This window comes from Mesorhizobium sp. B2-4-19 (genome assembly GCF_006441315.1).
Taxonomy (GTDB): domain Bacteria; phylum Pseudomonadota; class Alphaproteobacteria; order Rhizobiales; family Rhizobiaceae; genus Mesorhizobium.
This window is the reverse complement of the sequence record NZ_VFUV01000006.1, coordinates 175,700-199,122: the sequence shown is the minus strand read 5'-3', so window position 1 is coordinate 199,122 and position 23,423 is coordinate 175,700. Positions and strand designations below refer to the sequence as shown.

Annotated in this window: 21 protein-coding genes; 14 read left to right on the top strand and 7 right to left on the bottom strand. The window is 62.1% G+C overall.

The annotated features are described in order from the left end of the window. Positions 1 to 44 precede the first annotated feature (44 nt). Entirely contained in the window at positions 45 to 857 is an 813-nt protein-coding gene (locus tag FJ546_RS13370) for a PfkB family carbohydrate kinase (RefSeq protein ID WP_140889755.1), read from the bottom strand. A gap of 84 nt (positions 858 to 941) precedes the next feature. Between FJ546_RS13370 and FJ546_RS31225 the strand changes: the two genes are divergently transcribed. Beyond that, positions 942 to 1,151, top strand: coding sequence for a hypothetical protein (locus tag FJ546_RS31225; RefSeq protein WP_181167921.1), 210 nt, complete (start codon positions 942 to 944; stop codon positions 1,149 to 1,151). A 349-nt stretch (positions 1,152 to 1,500) separates the two neighbouring features. Here FJ546_RS31225 and FJ546_RS13360 read toward each other — a convergent pair whose 3' ends face one another. Beyond that, positions 1,501 to 2,535 carry a class I SAM-dependent methyltransferase gene (locus FJ546_RS13360; protein WP_140889754.1) on the bottom strand — a complete coding sequence of 345 codons (1,035 nt, stop codon included), beginning with the start codon at positions 2,533 to 2,535 and terminating at the stop codon, positions 1,501 to 1,503. Positions 2,536 to 2,853: 318 nt separating this feature from the next. On the opposite strand from FJ546_RS13360, the gene FJ546_RS13355 reads away from it, so the two are divergent. Beyond that, positions 2,854 to 4,818, top strand: a complete 1,965-nt coding sequence (locus FJ546_RS13355; RefSeq protein ID WP_246686841.1) for an EAL domain-containing protein — start codon at positions 2,854 to 2,856, stop codon at positions 4,816 to 4,818. 15 nt (positions 4,819 to 4,833) lie between these two features. Here the strand turns inward: FJ546_RS13355 and FJ546_RS13350 are convergent, their stop codons facing one another. From FJ546_RS13350 to FJ546_RS13340, 3 genes are all read right to left on the bottom strand, one after another. Further along, positions 4,834 to 5,982: an amidohydrolase gene (locus FJ546_RS13350; protein WP_140889752.1), complete on the bottom strand. Its 1,149-nt coding sequence runs from the start codon at positions 5,980 to 5,982 to the stop codon at positions 4,834 to 4,836. Between the two features lie 47 nt (positions 5,983 to 6,029). Further along, positions 6,030 to 6,485, bottom strand: coding sequence for a hypothetical protein (locus FJ546_RS13345; RefSeq protein ID WP_140889751.1), 456 nt, complete (start codon positions 6,483 to 6,485; stop codon positions 6,030 to 6,032). 123 nt (positions 6,486 to 6,608) lie between these two features. Then, on the bottom strand, positions 6,609 to 7,052 hold the full coding sequence (locus FJ546_RS13340) for an SRPBCC family protein (protein WP_140889750.1): 444 nt from the start codon (positions 7,050 to 7,052) through the stop codon (positions 6,609 to 6,611). 296 nt (positions 7,053 to 7,348) lie between these two features. Here FJ546_RS13340 and FJ546_RS13335 point away from each other — a divergent pair, with 296 nt between their 5' ends. The 9 genes from FJ546_RS13335 to FJ546_RS13295 all read left to right on the top strand — a co-directional run bounded on the left by FJ546_RS13335 (position 7,349) and on the right by FJ546_RS13295 (position 17,905). Continuing rightward, positions 7,349 to 8,209 carry a xanthine dehydrogenase family protein subunit M gene (locus FJ546_RS13335; RefSeq protein WP_140889749.1) on the top strand — a complete coding sequence of 287 codons (861 nt, stop codon included), beginning with the start codon at positions 7,349 to 7,351 and terminating at the stop codon, positions 8,207 to 8,209. Further along, on the top strand, positions 8,209 to 8,685 hold the full coding sequence (locus tag FJ546_RS13330) for a (2Fe-2S)-binding protein (RefSeq protein ID WP_140889748.1): 477 nt from the start codon (positions 8,209 to 8,211) through the stop codon (positions 8,683 to 8,685). Before FJ546_RS13335 ends, FJ546_RS13330 begins: the two co-directional genes overlap by 1 nt. Before the next feature lie 2 nt (positions 8,686 to 8,687). Beyond that, entirely contained in the window at positions 8,688 to 10,952 is a 2,265-nt protein-coding gene (locus tag FJ546_RS13325; RefSeq protein WP_140889747.1) for a xanthine dehydrogenase family protein molybdopterin-binding subunit, read from the top strand. 15 nt (positions 10,953 to 10,967) lie between these two features. Continuing rightward, entirely contained in the window at positions 10,968 to 11,213 is a 246-nt protein-coding gene (locus tag FJ546_RS13320) for a MoaD/ThiS family protein (RefSeq protein ID WP_019859698.1), read from the top strand. A 297-nt stretch (positions 11,214 to 11,510) separates the two neighbouring features. Further along, on the top strand, positions 11,511 to 12,875 hold the full coding sequence (gene dcm, locus FJ546_RS13315) for a DNA (cytosine-5-)-methyltransferase (protein WP_181167928.1): 1,365 nt from the start codon (positions 11,511 to 11,513) through the stop codon (positions 12,873 to 12,875). Next, positions 12,853 to 14,424 carry an ATP-binding protein gene (locus FJ546_RS13310; RefSeq protein ID WP_140889745.1) on the top strand — a complete coding sequence of 524 codons (1,572 nt, stop codon included), beginning with the start codon at positions 12,853 to 12,855 and terminating at the stop codon, positions 14,422 to 14,424. The genes dcm and FJ546_RS13310 overlap by 23 nt, the downstream gene beginning before the upstream one ends. Further along, a complete protein-coding gene (locus tag FJ546_RS13305; protein ID WP_140889744.1) occupies positions 14,421 to 16,583 on the top strand; it encodes a Z1 domain-containing protein in 2,163 nt (720 codons plus the stop codon). The genes FJ546_RS13310 and FJ546_RS13305 overlap by 4 nt, the downstream gene beginning before the upstream one ends. 90 nt (positions 16,584 to 16,673) lie before the next feature. Continuing rightward, entirely contained in the window at positions 16,674 to 17,237 is a 564-nt protein-coding gene (locus FJ546_RS13300) for a hypothetical protein (RefSeq protein WP_140889743.1), read from the top strand. Continuing rightward, the gene (locus tag FJ546_RS13295) at positions 17,237 to 17,905 is read left to right on the top strand and encodes a hypothetical protein (protein ID WP_140889742.1); all 669 of its coding nucleotides are present in this window, start codon (positions 17,237 to 17,239) and stop codon (positions 17,903 to 17,905) included. Before FJ546_RS13300 ends, FJ546_RS13295 begins: the two co-directional genes overlap by 1 nt. Before the next feature lie 222 nt (positions 17,906 to 18,127). Here the strand turns inward: FJ546_RS13295 and FJ546_RS13290 are convergent, their stop codons facing one another. Next, entirely contained in the window at positions 18,128 to 19,090 is a 963-nt protein-coding gene (locus FJ546_RS13290; protein ID WP_246686840.1) for an ornithine cyclodeaminase family protein, read from the bottom strand. A 197-nt stretch (positions 19,091 to 19,287) separates the two neighbouring features. Here FJ546_RS13290 and FJ546_RS13285 point away from each other — a divergent pair, with 197 nt between their 5' ends. The 3 genes from FJ546_RS13285 (at position 19,288) to FJ546_RS31220 (ending at position 21,008) form a co-directional block, all read left to right on the top strand. Further along, positions 19,288 to 19,701 carry a DOPA 4,5-dioxygenase family protein gene (locus tag FJ546_RS13285; RefSeq protein WP_140889741.1) on the top strand — a complete coding sequence of 138 codons (414 nt, stop codon included), beginning with the start codon at positions 19,288 to 19,290 and terminating at the stop codon, positions 19,699 to 19,701. 81 nt (positions 19,702 to 19,782) lie between these two features. Beyond that, on the top strand, positions 19,783 to 20,616 hold the full coding sequence (locus FJ546_RS13280) for a class I SAM-dependent methyltransferase (protein ID WP_246686839.1): 834 nt from the start codon (positions 19,783 to 19,785) through the stop codon (positions 20,614 to 20,616). Between the two features lie 248 nt (positions 20,617 to 20,864). Next, positions 20,865 to 21,008, top strand: coding sequence for a hypothetical protein (locus FJ546_RS31220; protein ID WP_181167919.1), 144 nt, complete (start codon positions 20,865 to 20,867; stop codon positions 21,006 to 21,008). Between the two features lie 24 nt (positions 21,009 to 21,032). Here FJ546_RS31220 and FJ546_RS13275 read toward each other — a convergent pair whose 3' ends face one another. Then, positions 21,033 to 23,381, bottom strand: coding sequence for a cation:proton antiporter (locus FJ546_RS13275; RefSeq protein ID WP_246686838.1), 2,349 nt, complete (start codon positions 23,379 to 23,381; stop codon positions 21,033 to 21,035). Positions 23,382 to 23,423 lie beyond the last annotated feature (42 nt).

The following is a 23,423-nucleotide window of genomic DNA, read 5'->3' as shown; positions in this document are numbered from 1 at the left end:
TTTATGACATTTTCATGAAAGCCGGCGTTGCCGGAGCCGCTGATTCAGCCGGTACGGGATCGTTCCGACAGCCATTCGGCGGTTTGCCGGCTGGCCTGTTCGGCGGAAAGCCCAGGGATCAGCCCTTGCAGCAGACCGTGCAGGAAGATCCCCGCAAAGCAGTCGCCGGCGCCGATCGTGTCGGGCACGGAGACCTGCTTCAGCGGCGTGACGTGATTGAGCGCCTTGCCGTCGTAGAGCGAGATCGGGCGCGCTCCATCGGTCAGCACCAGCGTCCTCAGGCGAGGCCCGGCAATCCTTGACGCCCGCTCCCAGATCGCGTGCGTGTTCTCGCCGGGAAAGTCGGCGCGCGATCCGATGACGATGTCGGCCGGGCGGTGCGAGGCGCTGCGCAGCGGAAACTGCGAGACCACCAGCGGGATCGTCCGCAGCGAGGCAACAAGACCGTCGTCGAGCACCAGGGCGTTGAGATAGGCGGCGTCGCCGCTGACAGGCTCGGGTGCGGCGAAGGGAGGGCGCAGCTGGCCGCTGGTGTTCAAAATGGTGCGCTCGCCGTTGGGCTCGAGCAGGATTTCGGTGAACCGGGTTTCGCCGGCCCACATTGTGACGTAGCCGGTGTCAATGCCGCTCGCCTGCAAATTGGCGAGTGCCGCCCGGCCATGGCCGTCGTCCATCAGATTGCTGATCAGCCGGACATGGTTGCCCAGCTTCGCCAACCGGGTGCCGGTGTGGAAGCCGCCGCCGCCAAGCCTGACAACCCGATCGGAATAGGTGAGGCGCGCGCCGGAGGCGAGGGGCGATGACAGCGACCAGACCTGGTCGTGATTGACGTGGCCGACAACGATGACTGTGCTCATGATCCCTGCTTTCGGTCTTCGGTCGCCCAGGCCGGGCGTCGTTGTATCGGCGATGAGGCCGCACGGGCACGCTCTTGGCGCACTATGAAGGTGACCACCGCCCGAGAGCAGCCGCCTCTCGGCAACTCACCTGCCGAGGACGCGATCGTGGCGAAGTTCGTCAGCGCCTACGAATCCGCCGACATCGATGCGCTGGTGGCTCTGTTGACCGACGACGTCTTCTTGTCGGTGCCGCCGATACCGCTGGAATATGAGGCCGAGACATCGTGGCCCGCTTCTTCGCACCTATTTTAGGCTCCGGACAGAGATACGAACTGGTGCCGACGCGAGCCAATTGTCAGCCGGCATTCGGCGTCTACCGACACCCACCCACCGGCATCCACGGATCCGGGGTCTTTGTCCTGGCTCTCGCCGGCGACCGAATCGGCGCCATGACCGCCTTCGAAAGGACGGTCCTGCCATGTTCGGCCTGCCGCGCTCCCTCCCGGATGCGCAACAGATCGCCTTCGGCCTGGGCCGCGGAACCGCTCAGGGCTTCCTGTAGCGGCGATGAGGCGGAAAGCGGCCAGGAGACGAAGGTCGCCTCCCAGCCAAATACAGCCGACAATTCACGCAGGCGTTCCCGGATGCCCGCGCCGCCTGCTTACCCGCGCTTCTCAATCACGGCGTAAAGCACGTTGCGGTTCTCGCCGAAGAACACCTTGGCCTCTACCGCGTTGCGGTCGACGCTGGCGTTGACGATGTTCCACATGTCGACCTCAGAGCGCAGCAGCAGCACCCAGTCCATGAAGGTTTCGCGGTAGCCGGCGTCAGGGGTGCCCTCGGCGTAGTTGGCGAACAGGAATGTGCCGTTCGGCTTCAGCATCTGCAGGCAGGTCTTGGTGAGTTTCACGGCGACATTGTGCTGGAGGTAATCGTAGAGGCCCGAGGCGTAGATGAGATCGAACTTGCCGAGCTTGTGGCCCCGCGTCAGCACGGTCCGCACCGAGCCGTCCACGGCCTCGACCGCGGTGCCGTGGAAGTCGCGTGCGATCAGCCCGACGCTCTGCGGATCCTGGTCGAGCGCGACCCAGCGCTTGAGACGGCCCTCGGCCAGAGCGACGGAGCGATTGGCTTCGCGCAGATGGCCGGCGGCGATGGCCAGAACCTCGGTTTCGGGTCCGTTCTTTGCCGCCGTCTCGTCGACATAGCGGGTCAGGAGATCGCGCCGTTCACGTGCCGCCACGCATGACGGAACGTTCTGGGTATGGCTGTAGAGCGCCTTGCCGATCTCCGAGGCGTTGGCCACGCTCTCGGCAACGTGCGGATCGCAATAGATGTAGTCGAGCAGCTGCGCGTCGCCGGAATAGCCCCTGGGCTTGGTGAAGGACCAGTTCGTCAGTGGATCCTCCAGAAAATACTTCAGGATCGGGTGGTTTTGCGCCACCGGTATCAATGCCTGCCAGACGTCGGGATGCACCTTGGCCCGCAGCGCGTTGAGCAGCGACAGAAGCCGGCGAACGATCTCGGCGGGATATTTCTGCTGCTCGATCTGCTGCTGTGTGGCGTGGAGGATGAGCGCCAGTTCCGCACGTGCGGTTTCGAACTCTTCGCCGTGATGCTCGAGCTTACCCCGGGGCAGACTGCCGGCGATAATCTCTGCGGTAATCAGGCTTTGCCCATCGAACACGGTTTGCACACCAGGACTCCTTGGTTAACAGTCAGTTAACTTATTGCGTAGAATGCTCCATTTGCCAACGGCGCTTCGGACGCATTTTATTGTTATGATTAATTTCCCGCTAACCATCTCAGTTTATTAGCGATATTGCGGATAAGATTCTGGGTCCGAGTTAACGCAAACTTGTCCGGCGCCATCGCATTTTGCCGCGTGGCAATCGTGTCGCGTCCCAAGGAGTCGTCCTGCGTGGGGGCAGAAGCTGGAAAAGAGTTCGGAGCGCAAAATCCCCCAACCCGGGGATTTGTGAACGAACGCGCGTCAGCCAGATCGGCCGATACGGTGGATGTGGAACCGTATGATCCGCGCCAGGAACTGGGGGTGGCGGAACTGCGCATCCTTTATCGCGCCGAAGCCCTGGCGAAGCGAAGGAAAGACGCCAGGCCTGGGCTCTGGATCGCCGTCGTCATCTATGTGCTGTTTTCGGTATCGGACCTGCTGCTGATACCTGACGTGGCGGCCTTCACGATCGCGGCGCGCTTTGCGGTGGGATTGACCGCTCTGCTGACCCTGGAAGCACAGCTTCGCCGGGGCGTGGCGACGGAGTGGCTCGACGTGACCTGCGCCGCGGCGATCATCTTCGGCTATGTCGGCTGGTTGTTCCCGGCATCCCTGGGCGCCAACAAGGAAACCGTTGCCTACTATATGGTCTTCGGCACCATTTTCATGATGAGTGCCAATCTATTTTTCACGTTCAGCTTCAAAGTGTCGATCATAACGTCGACGATCATATTGTGCATCCTGTACGTGGTGAACTATTTCCTACCCGCCTCGCTGACATACAAGATGGTGTTCGGGACGTTCTATGTTTCGTGCTTCACCTTCACCTCCTATGTGAACTGGAAGCTGAATGAGGAGCGCTACAACGTCTTCCTGAACGCGCTGGAAGCCAAGATCCAGCACAAGGAGGCCACCGAACGCGGCAAGGCCCTGCTCAGACTGTCGCGGACGGATCCGCTCACCGGCCTGGAAAACCGGCGCGCGATCGACGAGAAGCTGCGCGATTACTGGAGCGACTGGCAAAAGCTTGGCAACGGCTTCGCGGCCATCCTCATCGATGTCGACTTCTTCAAGAAGTTCAACGACTGCTACGGCCACCAGGAAGGCGACCGCTGCCTGATCCATGTCGCCAACGCGCTGAGCGACCTGATCAAGAACTACAATGGCTCGATCGGGCGGTATGGCGGCGAGGAATTCATCGTGCTTGCCCGCATGGACAAGAAGGACCAGGTCGCGGAGCTGGCGGAAGCCATTTGCCGCACGGTGGAAACCCTGGCGATCACCCATGAGCTCAGGCGCGACGGTATTTCGATCGTGACGGCGAGCGTCGGCGCTGCCTTCACCAGGACGCAGGCCGGCGCCAAGCTGGAGAAGATCATCCACGAGGCGGACCGCGCGCTCTATCTGGCAAAGGCCAGCGGCCGCAATTGTGCCAGGCTGTTCGACCCGACCGATCCGCAGAGCAGCGACGAGAGCGAGAACCTCGCGGCGTTGCTGAAGATCGCGATCGGCCAGGGTCTCGTTTCACTCGTCTACCAGCCCATCCAGGATGTGGTGTCGGGCCGCGTCGAAGCGGTGGAGGCGCTGATGCGTCTCAAGATGCTGGACGGAACCCTGGTTCCGCCGAGCCTGTTCATTCCCGTGGCAGAACGCACCGGCGCGATCCTGGAACTCGGCCGCTGGGCGATACGGACGGTGTGCGCCGAGCTGCTGGCGGACGATCACGTCCCTCTCGTCAGCGTCAACGTCTCGCCGATCCAGCTCAAGACGCCTGGCTTTGCCGCGTCCGTCGCGACCATTCTGGGCGAGACGGGCGTGACCGGCAACAGGCTGGCCTTCGAGATCACCGAAGGGCTCGAGATGGAGATGCACTCGGACATCCTGCGCTGCATCAGCGACCTGAAGCTGCTCGGCATCAAGATCTGGCTCGACGATTTCGGCACCGGCTTCGCCGGCCTCTCGTGGCTGCGTCTGATCGATTTCGATACGGTGAAGATCGACCGCTCGTTCCTGCACGACTGCGGCACACCGAAGGGCATGGCCATGCTGCAGGACATCATCGCGCTGGTGCGCAATCGCGGCCACAAGATCCTGGTCGAAGGCGTGGAAACCGACGAGCAGATCGCGCTGATGCGCGAGTTCGGCATCGACAAGATCCAGGGCTTCCGCGTCGGCCGTCCGGTCCCCGCCGCGAATTTCCAGGCAAAGCGGGGCGTCCACAAGCGCCCGTTCCTCAGGTCCGCCTAACAACGCCCGGCGAACTCACCCCAGCAGATTGCGGGCCGTGCGCATGAAGATCCTCGAGCCGATCGGGATCAGGTCGTCGGGAAAATCATAATCCGGATTGTGCAGGGACGGGTGCCGTTCGCCGGCGCCGAGGAAGAACATCGCCGATCTGGCACTGCGGCCGAACAGGCCGAAATCCTCCGAGGCGCGCATCGGCAGGGCCTCTTGCCCGTGCACGACGCCTTCTTCGTCGAGCGCGCGTTCCAGGTGCTCCACCGCGTCCGGGGCGTTGACGCTGGCGACGAAGATCTCGTGGTAATCCCAGCGGGCGGAAAGGCGATGGCGGGCCGCGATCTCGGTGACCAGGGCTTGCGCCGCGGCGCACAGATCCGCCATGCGCTCGTCGCGGCGGGTGCGCAATGTCGCCCAGACCTCGGCATGGGCGGGCGCGATGCCGAACACGGCTTCGCCCATCTCGGCATGGGTGACGGTGACCATGGAAAAATCGTCGTCGGCGAAGGTGGCGCGGCCGAGCGCGGGCAGCGCCGGCATCAGCTCCGAGATCGCCGGCATCGGCGAAATGCCTGTCTCGGGCATGGAGGAATGCGCGGTCTTGCCCTCGAGCACGATGCGCATGCCGCGCGAGGCGCAGTTGACCACGCCGGGCTTGAGCCTGACCTCGCCGAACGGCACGCCGGGCAGATTGTGCAGCGAGAAGGCGAAATCCGGCGCGATCTCGCCGTAGCGCGGATCGGCGACGACGCCGGCGGCACCATTGCCGGTCTCTTCCGCCGGCTGGAACATCAGCACGACGCGGCCGCTGGCCGGTCGCTCGCGCCCCAGCTGCCGGCCAAGCGCGGCGAGAATGGCCGTGTGCCCGTCATGGCCGCACATATGCGATTTTCCCGGCACTTGCGAGGCATGCGGTACGCCGGAAAGTTCCTCGATCGGCAGCGCGTCGAGTTCGGAGCGGAACAGCACGGTCGGCCCGGCCTTGCCGCTGTCGTAGACCGCCGCCACGCCATGCCCGCCGAGGCCGGTCAGGACCTTGTCCGGCCCGGTGTCGGCAAGGAAGGCGACGACCTCTTTCGCCGTCTTCTCCTCCTCATTGGAGATTTCCGGCTGCCGGTGCAGCTTGCGCCGCCATTCGGTCAGCTCGACGATATCCCGGTTGGTCAGGGTCATGCGTTGCGCCTCCGTTTGTTCCGATCGGCACAGTGTCGCAAACGCGGCTAGCGCACGCGATTGGGGCAGAGCGCTTTGAACTGGTCCAGCGTGACATCGTATGAGGAGGCGCCGGAGCCATCGAGCACCACATTGTCATCGATCGATGTGATCAGATAGTCCGTCGTCACCTGCGTGCCCTTGTTGCGGCCCTGGAACAGCATGTTGGCGCCATAGAAGGTGGTGAATTTGCCGGTCTTGCAGTTCGCCGTGATCTCGAAGTGCAGGGGCGACTTCATTTCCGCCTCGATGCACTCCTTGGAGAAATCGTGGCCATATTCGCGGCAGTAGACGCCGGCCTTCTGCCTGTCGTGTCTGGCCAGGATGCTGGCGTGCTCGGAGCCGATGCCCGACCTTTTGACGATGGTGAGTTCCATTCCCACCTTGTTGCCGTAGTAGATGGTCCTGGCTTCGGCGGAAGTGGCCAGCAGCAGGGCGGACAGCACGAGCAGCAGATGTCGCATGGAAAATCCTCCCTTTGGCCGGGAGGATTTCACGCAGGCGATCGCACGGTCAAGGGCTCGACGCGCAACCGCCGCCGATGGGCCTGTCATCGGCGGCGGCGCTGCGCGCTTTCTGGAGCCGCCTTACTGATTGATCTCCGGCTCGACCAGCTTTGCCAGGTTCCGCAGCGATTCCTGCCAGCCGAGATAGCAGGCTTCGACCGGGATGACGTCGGGAATGCCGGCCTGGGTGATGTCGATTTCGGTGCCGACCGAGACTTTTTTCAGGATCACGGTGACCTGGATCTCGCCGGGCAGATTGGGGTCGTCGAACCTGTCGGTGTAGCGCAGGCGCTCGCCGGGAACGAGTTCGAGATACTCGCCGCCGAAGGCGTGGCTGCCGCCGGTGGTGAAGTTGCGGAAGGACATCTTGAACGTACCGCCGACCTTGGCCTCGAACTGATGGACCGTGCAGGTGAAGCCGTTCGGCGGAAGCCACTTCGTCAGCGCATCGGCTTCGACGAAGGCGCGATAGACCTTTTGCGGGCTGGTGGTGAGAACGCGGTGCAAACGTACGGTACCGGGCATATCCTGTCCTTTCATGATGCCTGTTCGATGTCCCAAGGACGAACGGGGCTTGACCGATCCGACACGGGCTCGCAAATTTTCGAGAACCGGCCGTAGGCCCAGCCTATCTCCGCATGTCGTTGTCGCAAAACCGCTGCACGCTTTTGGACGATATGCACTGGCGTAGGCCAATTCAGCCTGATTTGGGACTCGATTTTGCGGCGGCTGGACCAATCGTCGCAAATGACGAACCGGATAGCCATTATGAGGAGAGTGTTTATAACGGTCGCTGAAATCGCGATATCCAAGGGGAGACGATGCGCTACATACGTCCGCTTTCAATCGAAGATGCCGTCGGCCAATTGGCCGGATCGGCTGGCACGGCAGCCATTCTGGCCGGAGGCAGCGACCTGCTGGTGAGGATGAAGGGGGGCTTTGTCGAGCCCGACCTGATCGTCGACATCAAGTCGATCGCCGGCTTGAGCGACATCGGCGAAACCGCGGACGGCTTCAGCATCGGTGCCGCCGTTCCCTGCGCCGTGCTGGGCGAAAATGCCGCCCTGAAAAAGGCGTGGCCCGGCGTCGTCGAGGCGGCCAAGCTGATCGGCTCGAAGCAGGTGCAGGGACGCTGCACCATCACCGGCAATCTGTGCAACGCCTCGCCGGCGGCGGACAGCGTGCCGGCGCTGGTGGCGGCGGGCGCCAAGGCGGTGATCGCCGGCCCTTCGGGCAAGCGCACCATTGCCGTCGAGGCCGTGCCGACCGGACCGGGCAAGACCTCGCTCGCCAAGGGCGAGATCATCGAGGCGATCCTGCTCGACAAGCGCTCGCCGCGTTCGGGCGACGCCTATCTGCGCTTCATTCCGCGCACCGAGATGGACATCGCCGTGGTCAGCGCCGGGGTGAACCTGACGATCGACGAGCATGGCGTCGTCACGGCGGCCCGCGTGGCGCTGGGCGCGGCGGCACCGACGGTGCTGCTGGTGGAAGAGGCCGCCGAGGCGCTTATCGGCAGGAAGCTGGACGAGGCCGCGCTCGAGCGGCTGGCAAAGGTCTGCGCCGGCGCCTGCCGCCCGATCGACGACAAGCGCGGTACCATCGAATTCAGGCGGAAAGTCGCGGGCGTGCTGGCCAGACGTGCCGCAACGACCGCCTACGCACGTGCAGGAGGCAAATAATGGCTGGCATTGCAGTCTCGACGACGATCAACGCCGACACGATCGAATATCTCTGCCAGCCTGACGAGACGCTGCTCGACGTGCTGCGCGACCGGCTCGGGCTGACCGGCGCCAAGGAAGGCTGCGGCACCGGCGACTGCGGCGCCTGCAGCATCATCCTCGACAACCGGCTGGTCTGCTCGTGCCTGGTGCTCGGCGCCGAGGCCGAAGGCCGGCGCATCGAGACCGTCGAAGGCATGGCGCATGGCGACCAGCTGCATGTGCTGCAGCAGAAGTTCCTCGAGCATGCCGCCCTGCAATGCGGCATCTGCACGCCAGGCTTCCTGATCGCGGCCAAGGATCTGCTGGCGAAAAACCCCGACCCGAGCGAGGAGGAGATCCGCTTTGGGCTCGCCGGGAACCTGTGCCGCTGCACCGGCTATGACAAGATCGTGCGCGCCGTCCAGGACGCCGCAATTGTGATGAAGGGAGCCTGAAGATGAATTTCGATCCGCGTTTTTCCGGGCGTAAATTCGCATCCGTCGGCACGCGCCCCATCCGTCCCGACGGCGTCGACAAGGTGACGGGCCGCGCCCGCTACGGCGCCGACTTCAACATGGCCGGCCAGTTGGTCGGCCGCGTGCTGCGCAGCCCGCATGCGCATGCGATTATCCGCAAGATCGACACGTCGAAGGCGGAAAAGCTGAACGGCGTGAAGGCGGTGATCACGGCGAAAGACCTGCCCGACCTCACCGACGGCGATGCCGCCATGTACGACATCCTCGACAATTGCATGGCGCGCACCAAGGCGCTCTATGACGGCCACGCGGTGGCCGCGGTCGCCGCCGTCGATGCCCGCACGGCCAGGCAGGCGCTGAAGCTGATCGAGGTCGAATACGAGATCCTGCCGCATGTCACCGATGTCGACGAGGCGATGCAGCACCACGCCCCGCTGATCAACGACACGATCTTCACCGAGGGGCTGGAGGAAAAGCCGGCAAAACCCTCCAACGTCACCAAGCGCAGCCAGTTCGGCCATGGCGACGTCCACCAGGGTTTCGGCCAGGCCGATTTCATCGTCGAGCGCTCCTTCAAGACCGAGCAGACGCACCAGGGCTATATCGAGCCGCATGCCTGCGTGGCGAGCGTCTCATCCGACGGCACCGCCGACCTGTGGGTCTGCACGCAGGGCCATTTCGTCTACCGCCAGCATTGCGCCCAGCTGCTCGGCATGGAAGCCTCCAAGCTGCGCGTCACCTCCTCCGAGATCGGCGGCGGCTTCGGCGGCAAGACCCATGTCTGGGCCGAGCCGGTGGCGCTTGCCTTGTCGCGCAAGGCCGGACGGCCGGTGAAGCTGGTGATGACCCGCGACGAGGTCTTTCGCGCCTCGGGCCCGACCAGCGCCACCTCGATCGACGTCAAGATCGGCGCGCGCAAGGACGGCACCATCACCGCCGCCGAAGCGACGCTGCGCTACAGCGCCGGCCCCTATGCCGGCTCCTGGGCCGAGATCGGCGCCATGACGGCGTTCGCCTGCTACAAGCTCGATAACGTCAAGACGGTCGGCTACGAAGTGCTGGTCAACCGGCCCAAGACCGCGGCCTATCGCGCGCCGTCGGCGCCGATGGCGGCCTTCGCGGTGGAAAGCGCGGTCGACGAGCTCGCCAAGGAGCTCGGCATGGACCCGGTCGACTTCCGCATCAAGAACGCCGCGCAGGAAGGCACGCGCTCGTCCTACGGCCCGGTCTACGGCCCGATCGGCATCGGCCCGACGCTGGAAGCGGTGAAGAACCATTCGCACATGAAGGCGCCGCTCAGGAAAAACCAGGGCAGGGGCATGGCCTGCGGCTTCTGGTTCAATTTCGGCGGCCAGACCTGCACCGACCTCAACATCGGCATGGACGGCTCGGTGTCGCTCGCCGTCGGCACGGTGGATGTGGGTGGGTCGCGCGCGTCGCTGTCGCTGGTGGCGGCGGAGGAGCTCGGCATCGCCTATGAACACGTCAAGGCTGTTGTCGCCGACACCTCTTCCCTCGGCTACAACGACATGACCGACGGCAGCCGCGGCACCTTCTCCTCCTCCATGGCGACCATCTCGGCCGCCCGCAACGCGATCAAGATCCTGCGCGAACGCGCCGCGCAAATGTGGGACATTTCCGTCGACGACGTGGTCTGGGAACAGGGCCACGCGGTCGCCAAGGGCGAAAAGCACGGCAATCTCGGCAAGCTTTCGCTGAAGGAGATCGCGGCCGAATCCGGCAAGACCGGCGGGCCGATCGCCGGCCACAGCGAGCTCGTCGCCGACGGCGCCGGCGTCTCCTTCGCCACCCATATATGCGACATCGAGGTCGACCCCGAGACCGGCTCGACCCGGGTGATCCGCTACACGGTGGTGCAGGATGCCGGCAAGGCGGTGCACCCGACCTATGTCGAGGGCCAGTACCAGGGCGGCGCCGCGCAAGGCATCGGCTGGGCGCTCAACGAGGAGTATATTTACGGCAAGGACGGAAGACTGCAGAACGCCGGCTTCCTCGACTACCGCATCCCGGTGTGCTCCGACCTGCCGATGATCGACACGCAGATCCTGGAAATCCCCAACCCCAACCACCCCTATGGCGTGCGCGGCGTCGGCGAAACCTCGATCGTGCCGCCGCTGGCGGCGATCGCCAACGCGGTGTCGAACGCGGCCGGCGTGCGGATGACCCACATCCCGATGTCGCCGCCGCGCATCCTGGCGGCCATCGAGGCGGAACGGGGAGAGTAGGGCGAGGTCTGGCGAATGGTCGAAGTCACCCTCTGGGGCGCGCTCGGCCAGCTCGCCGGCGGCAAGAGCAAGGTCGAGGTCGAGGCCAAGGACATCAGGGAACTGTTCAGGAAACTGGCTGAACAGTATCCCGGGTTCGAGCCGTGGATCGATCGCGGGATCGCGGTTGCGATCGACGGGACGATCTATCGCGATACGTGGTCGAAGAAGCTGCCGGAGGGGGCGGAGATTTTTCTGCTGCCGAGGCTGGCTGGGGGGTGACGGGGACGGGCGTCCCGCTGCGATCGATGACCAAGGCGTGGTTTGTAAATGGACGCGACAGATGACCCAATTGTATAGGACAATTGCCCGCCTGCTTCGCCGATGCGTTAGGGACTTTCTGGAGTCAGGTATTCATTGCTAAATTATTGGAGGAAAGCCATCTTTCCTTTCTAGCGATTTTCCGATTTTCGGCTAGAATGCTCGCGCAAGTGAATCGCATGTTGGGGGGACAGTTAGCAAGGTTGCAGTTCTGAACCTTCCCAGAGTTTTTCTGTGGGAGAATACTGTTTGTCGGGGATGCGTTTTATTGATCTGTTTGCTGGGCTCGGCGGCTTTCATCAAGCTCTAGAATACCTGGGGCATGAATGTGTTTTTGCGTCGGAGATAGACGCTAATTTAGCTGAGCTTTATGAGCGGAATTTTGGTGTGAAACCATCCGGAGACATCCGAGAATCATACAAAGAAATTCCGCCGCACGACATCCTATGCGCCGGTTTTCCCTGCCAACCATTTTCGAAAGCCGGAGAGCAACTTGGCTTCGATTGCCCTCAGTGGGGCGATCTATTCGAGTATGTTATAAGAACGTTAGAGAGGCATACGCCGCGCTATCTGCTTATCGAGAATGTTCCCAATCTGCTTAGACACGATCGGGGGCGTACATGGGAGCGTGTCTGTGAGCGGCTTCGCAATGCAGGGTATTCTATCGACTACCGGCTTCTCTCGCCACACATGTTCGGCGTTCCGCAGACTAGAGACCGTGCTCTGATTGTAGGTGCGCGAGACGGTTTAGCTGCTTTTTCATGGCCGACACCAACCCATAACGCCGACGAGATTGCCGTCACATCTATCCTAGATCATGCCCCTGCCGACGCACGCCAACTGACACCGGCAGCAATCGAATATCTTACCGCATGGCAGGCGCTTCTCGATCGATTGCCGAAGGACGAGCGACTTCCGTCCTTTCCGATTTGGGCGATGGAGTTTGGAGCAACGTATCCCTTCAGGGTCCAAACGCCTTTGAGCTTGTCGGCGAAAGACTTAGGCTCTTTCAAGGGTGCTTTCGGGCAATCGCTGCGAGACCTAAAGAAATCTCAGATGGCAGCTCTTCTGCCTGCCTATGCTCGGTCGGACAAACGAGAGTTTCCCGCTTGGAAAGTCGAATTTATTGCCCGGAACCGAGCATATTATCGCAAGCATCGTGCCATTATCGATGCTTGGCTTCCGGCCATTAGAGAGTTTGCGCCGAGCTTTCAAAAACTAGAATGGAACTGGAAAGATGGGCCGAGAGACCTCTGGCACACTATCATCCAATTTCGTGCTTCGGGCATTCGAGCAAAGCGTCCGAACGCGGCACCATCGTTGGTCGCCCTCACGACAAGCCAGGTGCCAGTAATCCCTTGGGAACGGCGATACATGACCATGAGAGAGTGCTCGCGGCTCCAAAGCATGGGCGATCTTGAGCATCTGCCAGAAACACAGACGGCCGCCTACAAGGCACTTGGAAACGCAGTCAACGTTGAGGTTGTAAAGGCAGTTGCAACACGCCTTTTGGCAATGCCCCCACCTCTGAGCGGCAAAGGCGAACACCACGCTCTGCGCCCGGCTGATCTCGCGACCAACGTAGGCAGAAGGAGAGCTGATGGGATCGGGCTTGCTAGCTAGCGGAACACCTATCGGTCAGGATCAGCTGCAAACGGTCAGTATTCGTCCTGGCGTTAGCGTGTTGTCCGTTCTTCGGCACCTTAACTACAAGCCGTGGTTTGCGTTGGCTGAATTCGTCGACAACGCCGTGCAAAGCTTTCTCGACAACCGAAGCGCTCTTGCCGGCACGGCTGGCAAGCTGAAGGTCGCAATCTCGATCGACACGTCGTCCCCTGGTCGCATCACCATACGCGATAATGCCGGAGGCATTCCGAAGTCCCTATTCCCGAGAGCCTTTCGACCTGCTGTCGTTCCACCTGACCGCTCCGGGCTGTCGGAATTCGGAATGGGCATGAAGAGCGCTGCCTGCTGGTTTTCCTCTCGCTGGCACGTGCGGACAAAAGCTCTGGGCGAGGACGTCGAGCGGACGGTCCGTTTTGACATCGCCAACATCGTTCGGGACGAGATCGAAGAACTGAAAATCGAAGAGCGCCCCAGCCCGCTTAGTGCTCATTACACCGAGGTAGTACTCGAAGACCTCCATCACATTCCGATGGGGCGCACGCTCGGGAAGATGAAAGAGCATCTGACCGACATCTATAGGGTGTTCATGCGCGAAGGGATTCTCGAACTAAAGCTCGGCACGGATACACTCAGCTACGTCGAGCCACCAGTGCTGAGAGCCGCTTACTATAAGGAGCCATCCGGTAAGCCGGAGCTTTGGCGCAAAGAGATCGATTTCGAATTGGGCGGAGGGCTATCAGTGCGGGGATTCGCGGCCTTGCGCGATCCCGGCAACTACTCACGTTCGGGCTTCGCGTTATTTCGTCGCGGTCGACTCATCGAGGGAAGCGGTGAGGAGGGCTATCGCCCTACGACCATCTTTGGCACCGGCGGCAGCAGCAGCTATGCACGGCTTCGTTTATTTGGGGAGTTTCATCTTGAAGGGTTCGAGGTGAGCCATACGAAAGACGGCTTTCGATGGGATGAAAATGAGGAACCCTTCCTCGAGCTTTTGAGGGAGCACCTCGACAGCGACGATTTACCTCTGCTGCGGCAATGTGAAAACTACCGTTCACTCGCCTCCAAAAAGGACCGCATTGAGGCTGCCAAAAAAGCACTACAACGAACCGGCGATGTCATCGCCGACACTTTGCCCGAGGTACTGCCTGTCATTGCGGACAAAGAGCCAGTTGAAACGTCGACCACTCCTCTGCCAGACCAGGCAATGCTGGCCACTCGCGAGCTTCGGTTCGATTTCCGAGGCGTTCCGTGGCTCGTAACGATCACGCTTTCGGACGATCCTGCTGAAGGCGACTGGCTTGCGATCAGTGACCAAGGCCAAACTATGCAGTCTGGCCCCGACACGGTTGAGATTCGCGTGTCGATGGCTCATCCATTTATGATTTCATTTGCCCAGACCGATGCTGGCGATATTGAGCCCCTTCTCAGGGTGGCGGCGGCATTGGCGATTTCCGAGAAGTTGGCGCGGCGAGCCGGTGTGAAGTCGGCAGGCACGGTGCGACGCAATATGAACGATCTTCTCAGGGAGGCCTTGTCGCAACCATGACCCAGAAATGGCAGCCTGTATGCGGCGAACAGGCTCTCGGTGTGGCCGCCCGTACCAAGCTTGATGCAAGCGCCCAAGAGTCGCTGATACGTTCGGCGACCCATATCCTCGGCTCGGGCATGGACCCAAAGAAGCTGCCAGATAGGGCAACAGGCCTCGTAGTTGGGTACGTGCAAAGCGGCAAAACGCTCTCGTTCACAACAGTGATCGGCCTCTCACGTGACAACGGATTTCCGCTTGTCATCCTTGTAGCTGGAAACAAGGACAATCTGCTGACCCAATCCCATCAGCGGCTCCATAAGGATCTGGATGTCGACGGTGGGGAAGGATTACCTGCGTGGATTATGGAAAAGAATCCAAAGGTCCAGGATGGCCAATATGAACAGCTTTTGCGGCAAACCATTGCGAACTGGCGCGATACCACACGAGATCTTGATGAAAAGCCGACACTTCTGCTGACGGTGCTCAAGCAGAATCAGCGGCTCGACGCGCTGACCAGACTTCTACGCAAGCTCAACCTTGCGGACGTGCCCGCACTGATCATTGATGACGAAGCAGATCAGGCCAGCCTGAATACGAAGGTGAACCAAAACGACGAGAGCACGACTTATACAAGGCTTCGCGAATTGCGAGACGCGCTACCGTGCCACACGTTTTTGCAATACACGGCCACTCCGCAAGCGCCCCTGCTCATCAATATCGCAGACATTTTGTCGCCTGACTTTGTCCATGTGTTGGAGCCGGGCACAGGCTACGTCGGTGGCGAAGAGTTTTTCAAACGGCTCAGCCCTTACGCCAAGACGATCCCCACTGGAGACATCCCGCCCAAAAATGCTCCATTGCCAGTCGGTCCGCCTGTTAGTCTCGTTATGGCTATGCGTCTCTTCTATGTGGGGCTTGCTGCTAGTATCATCGTGAGGTCAGGCCGGCGCTCAATGCTCATCCATCCCGCCCGAGAGCGTTTAGTGCATTTCGCTAACGTCCAATGGGCGGCGGCAGCGAAGGATGTTTGGTATGGGGCGTTGACGGCGCCTGCCAGCGACCCGGATCGAAAAGAGGCAATCCTTGAGTTTAAGAAGGCCTATGACGAACTCGCTACGACTGACCCTACGTTGCCGAGCTACGACCAGATTGTCGAGAAATTGCCGCGCGCTCTGCGAGGCACGACCGTCATCGAGTTCAATACTCGCGGCGCCCCTAAGACGCCTGAGATAAATTGGCGCAACGCCGAGGGTTGGATTCTTGTCGGAGGTCAGGCAGTGGACCGTGGGTTCACGGTCGACTCGCTTTCGATCACCTACATGCCGAGGGGGGTGGGTGTTGGAAACGCCGACACGATCCAACAGCGAGCGCGCTTCTTCGGTTACAAGCGGAAATATCTTGGGCTGTGCCGGATATTTCTCGAAGTCAATCTCAGGACCGCGTTTGAAGACTACGTTGAACATGAGCAGACAATGCGGACCGAGTTGAAGCAACTTGCGGATTCCGGCGCAAACCTACATTCGTGGCGGCGAAGGCTTATTCTTGATCCTGCCCTTCGCCCATGCCGCAGATCGGTGATCTCGGACCCCTATACCCGAGCGCGGGCCGGCGGCGGCTGGACACAACAGCGTGGAGCGTTGGTTTCCATCATGAACAGTTCGGCGAATGTGGCTGTGTTGGACAAACTTGGGAAAGCCGCGCAATTCGTTCCTGACACGACATACGTTTCGAAGGAGCCAGCTCAACAGCATCTTGTTGCTCAACATATCCCGATGCAGGCTGTAGTCGATGCGTTGGTAGACTATCGCTTTGAGCAACCTCGCGATACGGCAGCATTCACCGGCCTGCTGGTAACGATTGGTGAAGCGCTCCGTCGAGATCCTACCTTGGTTGCGGCTGTTTACAAAATGCGGCCGACAGCTCTTGGTCGGCGCGAAATTCACGATGACGGCACAATCGACAATTTCCTTCAGGGCCGGACCGACCGGCAGGGTGGATACCCCGGTGACACCTTCTACCAACAAGCAAATCGCGTCACGGTACAACTCCATTCGTACGACTTGTTCTTTGGGAGCAACAAAACTCTGGCTACAAGACGAGCGCCCTTGCTTGTTTTCCATATCCCGCAGGCGCTCGCGAAGGACTGGCTGGTTCAGGTGCAAAGCGGGCAACCATAAAATACGTCTACAGCTTGACCGGCATTAGTAACTATTGGGTATGCGGCGAGGTCGGTTCGCCAGGCTTAAGGTTTATGGGAGGCTTCAAAGATGGCAATTTCAGAAGATGAGGCTAAGCGTCTAGTCGATTATCTCGATAATACTGTAAGGGAGCTTGCGACTGAACCCGAAACACAGGGAATAATCAACTTGCTCAATCAGTGGCGATCCGATGTGGAAGCGGGCCGTCCGGTCGAGCGCAGGCTGACGGTTCGAGAAAGTCCGGGTCTGGATGAACTGGCCGATGTCCCGCGGACACGGACAACAACAAGCGGTGATTTTATCGGTAAGAAAGATTATAGCACAATCGAGCAGCTTGACATGCTGGTCGCCGCGCTTGGCATCGCCCTCATAGCACCTCAGATGATGGCGACCCGCTTCTTAGGCGTGATCGCAAGTAGTTCCACCGAGAAAGGTCTTGGAGAGTCGCCTTACGTCAACATCCATTTGGTCGGAGTAGGCGATACCGGAGAAACTGAGGCCACGCCGCCCATCTCGCGCGCGAGTATCGCACAATCGCGTGCGGCTACGACGGATCTCGGCCGGCTATTGGCTGAGATTTCCAAAGAGTCAGAACTAACCTGGCGTAGGTTCTCAGACGAGGCTAGTTTCTGATGCCTCTTCGTCCCGAAATGTGGGGAGACATCACTGCCGCGATCGGATCGGCGGTCAACGCCAATCTCTCCGCCGCGTCAGCCGGCAATGATCTCTACGAATGCTATATCTGGGCACTAGTTCTCGAAGCCGCTCGGCGAGAGGGGGCGACGATTCGCCTTATGACTCGATCGGGTGCTCCGGCGACCAGTTTTTACTTCCGAACCTCCCCAACATCGATCTTTTCCGACTTGCATGATTATTGTCATGCCGAAATACGCTTCCCTCGATCGCCGGTTCTCGAGGCGCATATCGGTATTTATGTATCTGGCAAGTCGAGAGTGAATCATGAGTGTGATGTTGCTGTAATATACGGAGACGAAGCTAATACTTGCCGTGCCAACAGAGTAAACCCTCGCTCAAGTAAAATACTGTTGTCAGTTGAATGTAAATACTTTTTGAGCAGTAATTTGGGGATCAATCTTGGCCGATCTTTCCTGGGCCTCGTCGATGACATTTATGCGGAAGGCCGCTTCTTCGTTTCAACTCAAAATGCGGGTTCGGTTGATAAGCTTTTTTCTAGGCACCGGAAAGAATATGAAATCGGCCTTTCTCCCCTAGGGCCAGATCAAGAAATCCGGCTACGCGGCTCGTTCGAGAAAATCTTCCGGAACTTCCAAGCGCGCTAGCCGGGAGGCGACGTGCGAAATCGAGGCCTACGCGCGGGCATGAGCGCTGACATCCGTCATCAGGCAGCTGCGACTAATCCTGCGGCTTTTGCCGTGGCTCCAACCCGCAGCCGCCCAGGCGGAAGCGCTCTGCGTCGACCACGGAGCCGCGAAGCGTGAATCCCGGTTGCGACCTTCGATCCAGCGCAATCCGAACCGAAACCCGTTCCCGCCGCCCTCACCCTACACCCCAACCACCCCAGCCACCCGCGCCCGCAAATACACCAACCCCGCCACCGCCAGATCCCCCACGGCCAGCCCTCGAAAAACGAACGCCGTCGTCTCGCCCGGGCTCTGCCTTCCCGCAAAATCCCCACAGACCAGCCCCGTCAAATCTCCGGCAACCATCGCCGGGTCGACCATCGGCTTGGTCATGTTTCTCTCCTGCTCCAGATCGTCGACGACGATGCGGTCGAGGCGGCGCATGGTTGCGGGCAGCCAGGGCAGTGCGAGGTCGGTGATGGCGGTGAAGCTTCCCGGTTTCAGCCAGTTGGCGTCGAGGAACGGTTCGGGTTCGGGCACCAGGGTCACCGTCGACACCACCATGTCGGCGCCTTCCACCGCGGCCCTTGCCGTGTCGCAGGGGATTGCTTGCAGGCCGCGCGACCGCGCCATCTCGCAGAGCGCGTCGCGATTGCTCTTGCCGCGGCCGAAGGCGCGGATTTCGCGCAGCGGAAAGAGGTCGGCGAAGGCTTCGAGGTGGCCGCGCGCCTGCACCCCGCAGCCGATGAAGGCGACCGACGACGCATCGTGCCTTGCCATGCGCCGGGCGGCGACGGCGCTGAGGCCCGCCGTGCGTTTGGCCGTCACCCAATTGCCGTCGACTAGGGCCAGCGGCAGGCCGGTCTCGGCGTCGAGCAGCGTGATCAGCGAATTGAGCGTGGCCAGCCCGCGCGCGGCGTTGCGCGGGTTCACCACCAGCGACTTGGTGGCCAGCACGGGCGGCACGGTGGCGACGCCGAGCGTGGCCATGAAGTAGCGGTCGTCGCCCGGCCACACGGCGGCCTTGGGCGCGCACCAGACTTCGCCGCGCCTCTGGCCGACGATCTGGCGCTCGATCTCGTCGACAACGTTGGGCGTGGAGATCGCCAGGCGATCGAGGACCGCCGATGACAGATAGGGCAGGGTTTCGGCGGTGTTCATCATGTCATTTCCCCAGGAAAACCGTCAGACTACACGATGTGCGCGGGGCCGAAAGCCTGGCGCCGCGAGCGGCGTGACGGAATGCCTGGCCGGTCAACCGCGTCCAGCCATTGCCGATCGTCCCGGCGGGTCGAGTGGCCTTGCTTAAAGCCGCGTTCTTGGGCTGAATGGCGGGACACGCCGCGAGGAGGGGCATCGAGATGACCCAAGACAGTCCAAGGCCACTTGCCGAGATCGCCAGCTATCACGCCCACATCTATTTCGACGGGCAGGCCGAGCGGCAGCATGCCGAATGGCTGCGTCTGCGCATCGCCGAACGGTTCCGCGTGCGCCTGGGCAATTGGCACGACAGACAAGTCGGCCCGCATGAGCAGGCCATGTACCAGGTCTCCTTCGCAACCGGGATTTTCGGCGCGCTGGTTCCGTGGCTGATGCTGAACCATGGCGGCCTGAGCATCCTCATCCACCCGAACACGAACAATCCCAAGCGCGACCATCTGGTCGATCCGGTCTGGATCGGCCGGCCGCTGGCGGTGCATGGCGAGGTGCTTCCGGACGAGCATGAGGCGGAAGAGGCGCTGGAGCCGAACACCGAGCCGTCGCTGCCGGCGTAGACCGGCGTCGCCTGCTTCGCGGGGCATTGCGTGATGCCGTTGGGTGCGCTTCTATCCCGCCGCGCCATGGGGGGTCATCATTTGTCTGCCAGGAACCAAACGTCCACCGGTCACGAAGCGAGCGAGGCCGGCTGGCTCGATCTTCATTTCGAATCGTCGCGGCCCGAATACGAGGCCGCCTTGCTCGACGCCGGTATCCGCCCGGGCTGGAGCGTGCTCGACGCCGGATGCGGCAGCGGCGGCTTCCTGCCGCTCATCGCCAGGGCCGTCGGCCCATCCGGCTTCATCGCCGCGCTCGACCTCGCGCCTGAAAACATCGGCCGGGTCGAGGCGCTCGCGGGCAGGCTGCCCGAGCCGCCGGAAATTGCCGCGCGTGTCGGCAGCATCCTGTCGCTGCCATTCGCCGACGCATCGTTCGATTGCGTCTGGTCCGGCAATGTCATGCAGTATCTGACGCCGGCCGAGTTCGAGCTTGCCGTCGGCGAGGCCCGGCGCGTGCTGAAGCCGGGCGGCATCTTCGCCGTCAAGGATTTCGATTCGACGATCCTGCAGATCCTGCCCATGGACCGGGCCTTGCTGGCGCGCTTCATGGCCGCCAGGCTGCAGGGGTTTCGCGACCGGGGCGTGCTCGGCACCGATTGCGGTTCGACGCTTCCGGCGCGCCTGCGGCAGGCGGGCCTGGAGGTCGTCAGCCGCAAGGGCTGGCTGGTCGAACGCTGGGCGCCGGCGCCTCGCTTCACGCGCGACTATGTTCGCGACCTGCTGGCCTATTTTGCCAGCGTCGCGCCTGGCTACGCCCTGCCTGACGCCGACCAGGCCTATTGGCGGGAGCTGAAGCAGCGGCCGGATCGCCTGCTCGACGATCCCGACTTCTGCTACCGCGAGTTCTTCGTCATGGCGGTCTGCCGGATTTAGCGCTCGGCGATCATCTCGCTGGTGATGGCCACCAACCTCATCGCGCAAGGAATTGGCGCGTTCGAAAACAGCGACAAGTAAGTTGCGAATTTCACCACGCAAAGCCGCCTATTCGATCGAATTTCTTTGCAACCCGTTAATTTGGCCATGCTGTTAATAAGCGTCTGCTAATGCATGCCGGCCGGAACCGCGCAGCGGTTTGGGATAACGACATGCGCAAAACTGTCTGGTTTGGCGCGGGGTACGCAATGACCAAGAATCTCGGCAACGCACGCTATGTGCCGCCCAAGGACACGAAAGTCTCCTTCTTCAGCAAGGCAGCGCCGGCGCTGTTCCCGCTCGTGGTGGCGGCGTTGGGCTACATCATAGGGCGACAGTTCTTCGGCCTGTAAGTTCCGAAAGCTGCGCCGGAATGATCAGGCACTGATTTCGGCCGCCGCCTCGTCGGCATTGGCGTCGGCCCGCTTGACGCGTTCGCTGGCCAGAAGCACGACCGGGCAGGCGACCGCGGCGAGCACCGCTGTCGCGGTGTCGCCGAAGAACAGCTCCTCGCCCGGCCGTTGGGTGACACCCATCACCACCATCGCGGCCCCTTTGGTCACCTCCCTGGCGATCGCCCTATCCGCCGTGGCGCGGGTGCGGATCGCGGTGTCGACGGCAACGCCGTAGCGGTCCGCGAGATCGGCGACATCCTTGAGCACGGCTTCCTCCCGGCGGTGCGAGACCGTGCCCGGCCGGCTGCCCTGCCTGGCCTGCGAGACATAGAGCGCCTTGACGCGGGCGCGGTGCGGCCGCGCCAGCGCCAGCGCGAAATCGGCGGCGCGACGCGCGACCTCGGTGCCGTTGACGGGGACCAGTATCGTCGTTCCGGCGCGCAGCACCGGCATCTTTCCATCGGCCTTGGCGCCGTTCAGCACGAGGCAGAGCGGGCCATCGAAACCGCTGCTGACGTCCTTCAGCGCGCCGCTGAAGGTGCCTTTGTCGGTCAGCATGTTCTCCAGTCCGACCAGCAGAAGCCCATAGCCCTTGCGGGCTTCGGCGGCGATTGTCTCGGCGCTGGCCTGAAGCTCGGTGCGAGCTGTGAGGTGGACCTTGTCGACAAGCGTGTCCTCCGCCTTGCTGACGGCCCTCGCGCTCCTGGCGGCGCCTTTCTTGACCTCCCTGGACGCCCGCTCCGGGCCTTTGTCGCCGACCTGCCCGGCGAGCCTGCCGTCCTGGAGATGAAGCAGAGTAGTCGGCATGCCGCTGCCGCCGCCGACCAGGCCTGCAAGGTAGGCGGTGAACTTGCCGACCGGGCTATCGTCGACCAGCAGCAGCAGGCGCTCCAGCCTGGAAACGAAGCCGCGCTCGTCGAGCAGTTCGCGATCGACCCGCTGCTTCTCGGCATGCCCAACCGGCAGGCGGCCGAGCGCCCAGCGCAGCATTGGCGGCATGGCCAGCGTGGTGATGACGGCCATGGTGACGATCATCGTGAACAGATTGTGGGACAGGATGTTCATCGACAGGCCGATGCTGGCGACGATGACCTCGGTCGAGCCGCGGGCGTTCATGGCGCTGCCCACGGCGGTGGCTTCCTTCAGCGACATGCCGGCCAGCCGGCCGCCGAGGAAAGCGCCGCCGAACTTGCCGATGCTGGCGATGGCGACCAATGCCAGCGTCAGCAGTGCCAGCGTCGGGTCGGTGAGCACGGTGAGGTCGGCCGACAGGCCGGCCATGCCGAAGAACACCGGCATGAACAGCGCGGTGATGAGGCCACGCAACTGGCTCTCTATGTGGTTGGACAGGATCGGCGATTCGCCGACCAGTATGCCGGCGACGAAAGCGCCGAGCACTGTGTGGACGCCGATCAGGTTGGTGATCAGCGCCATGACGCCCATGATGATGAGGATGACCGTGATGACGGCGTATTCGCTGCGGAAAGAGTCGTTGCTCCAGCGGATCAGCGTGAAGACAAGCCGGCGGCCGATGGTGAAGGAAAACACCATGAACAGCGCCACCTCGGCCACCGTGGTGACGAGCGGCAAGACCTGCAGGCTGCCGTTGGTGGCGATGCCGAAGGTCACCGCGATGACCAGCCAGCCGATCGTGTCCTCGATGATGGACGAGGAAATGATGACCTGGCCGAGATTGCGGCGCATGAAGTTCATCTCGCGCACCACCATGGCGACGATCTTGACCGAGGAGATCGACAGCGCCGTGCCGAGGAACAGCCCGGCGACGACGCGCTGCCGTGGATCGGACAGCAGCGAGTCCGGCAGGAACTGCGCCAGCGCGAAGCCGAAGGCGAAAGGCACGACGACGCCGGTGATCGAGATCGAAAAACAGGCAGCTCCGACGCGGCGCACCAGGCGCAGATCCGTCTCCATGCCGGTCAGGAGGAGGAGAAGCAGGATGCCGAGTTGGGATACCGCATCGATCATGCCCTTCTGCGCCGGATCGCTGGAGAAGATCAGGTGCTGGGCGTCGGGCCAAATCCAGCCGAACAGCGATGGGCCAAGCAGGATGCCGCCGATCAGCTGGCCCATGATCGCCGGCTGGCCGTAGCGCTGGAAGATTTCGCCGAGGCCGCGGCCGACCAGCAGGAGAAGCACGATCTCGGCGACGAACAGGCCCTCGGCCGAGCCGCCCATGCCCGAGGCATGTCCGGGCGCCTGGGCGGCGAAGGCGCGGCTTGCCGGTGCCAGGGCAAGGGTGGCCAGCACGAGGGTGGCCAGCACCAGGGTGGCCGCGAGGCGGCCTGACGTCGTTGCCGGTTGCCGGTTCATGGGTTCCCTCAAACGTCGCGGCGGACTGACCATGACAACGCA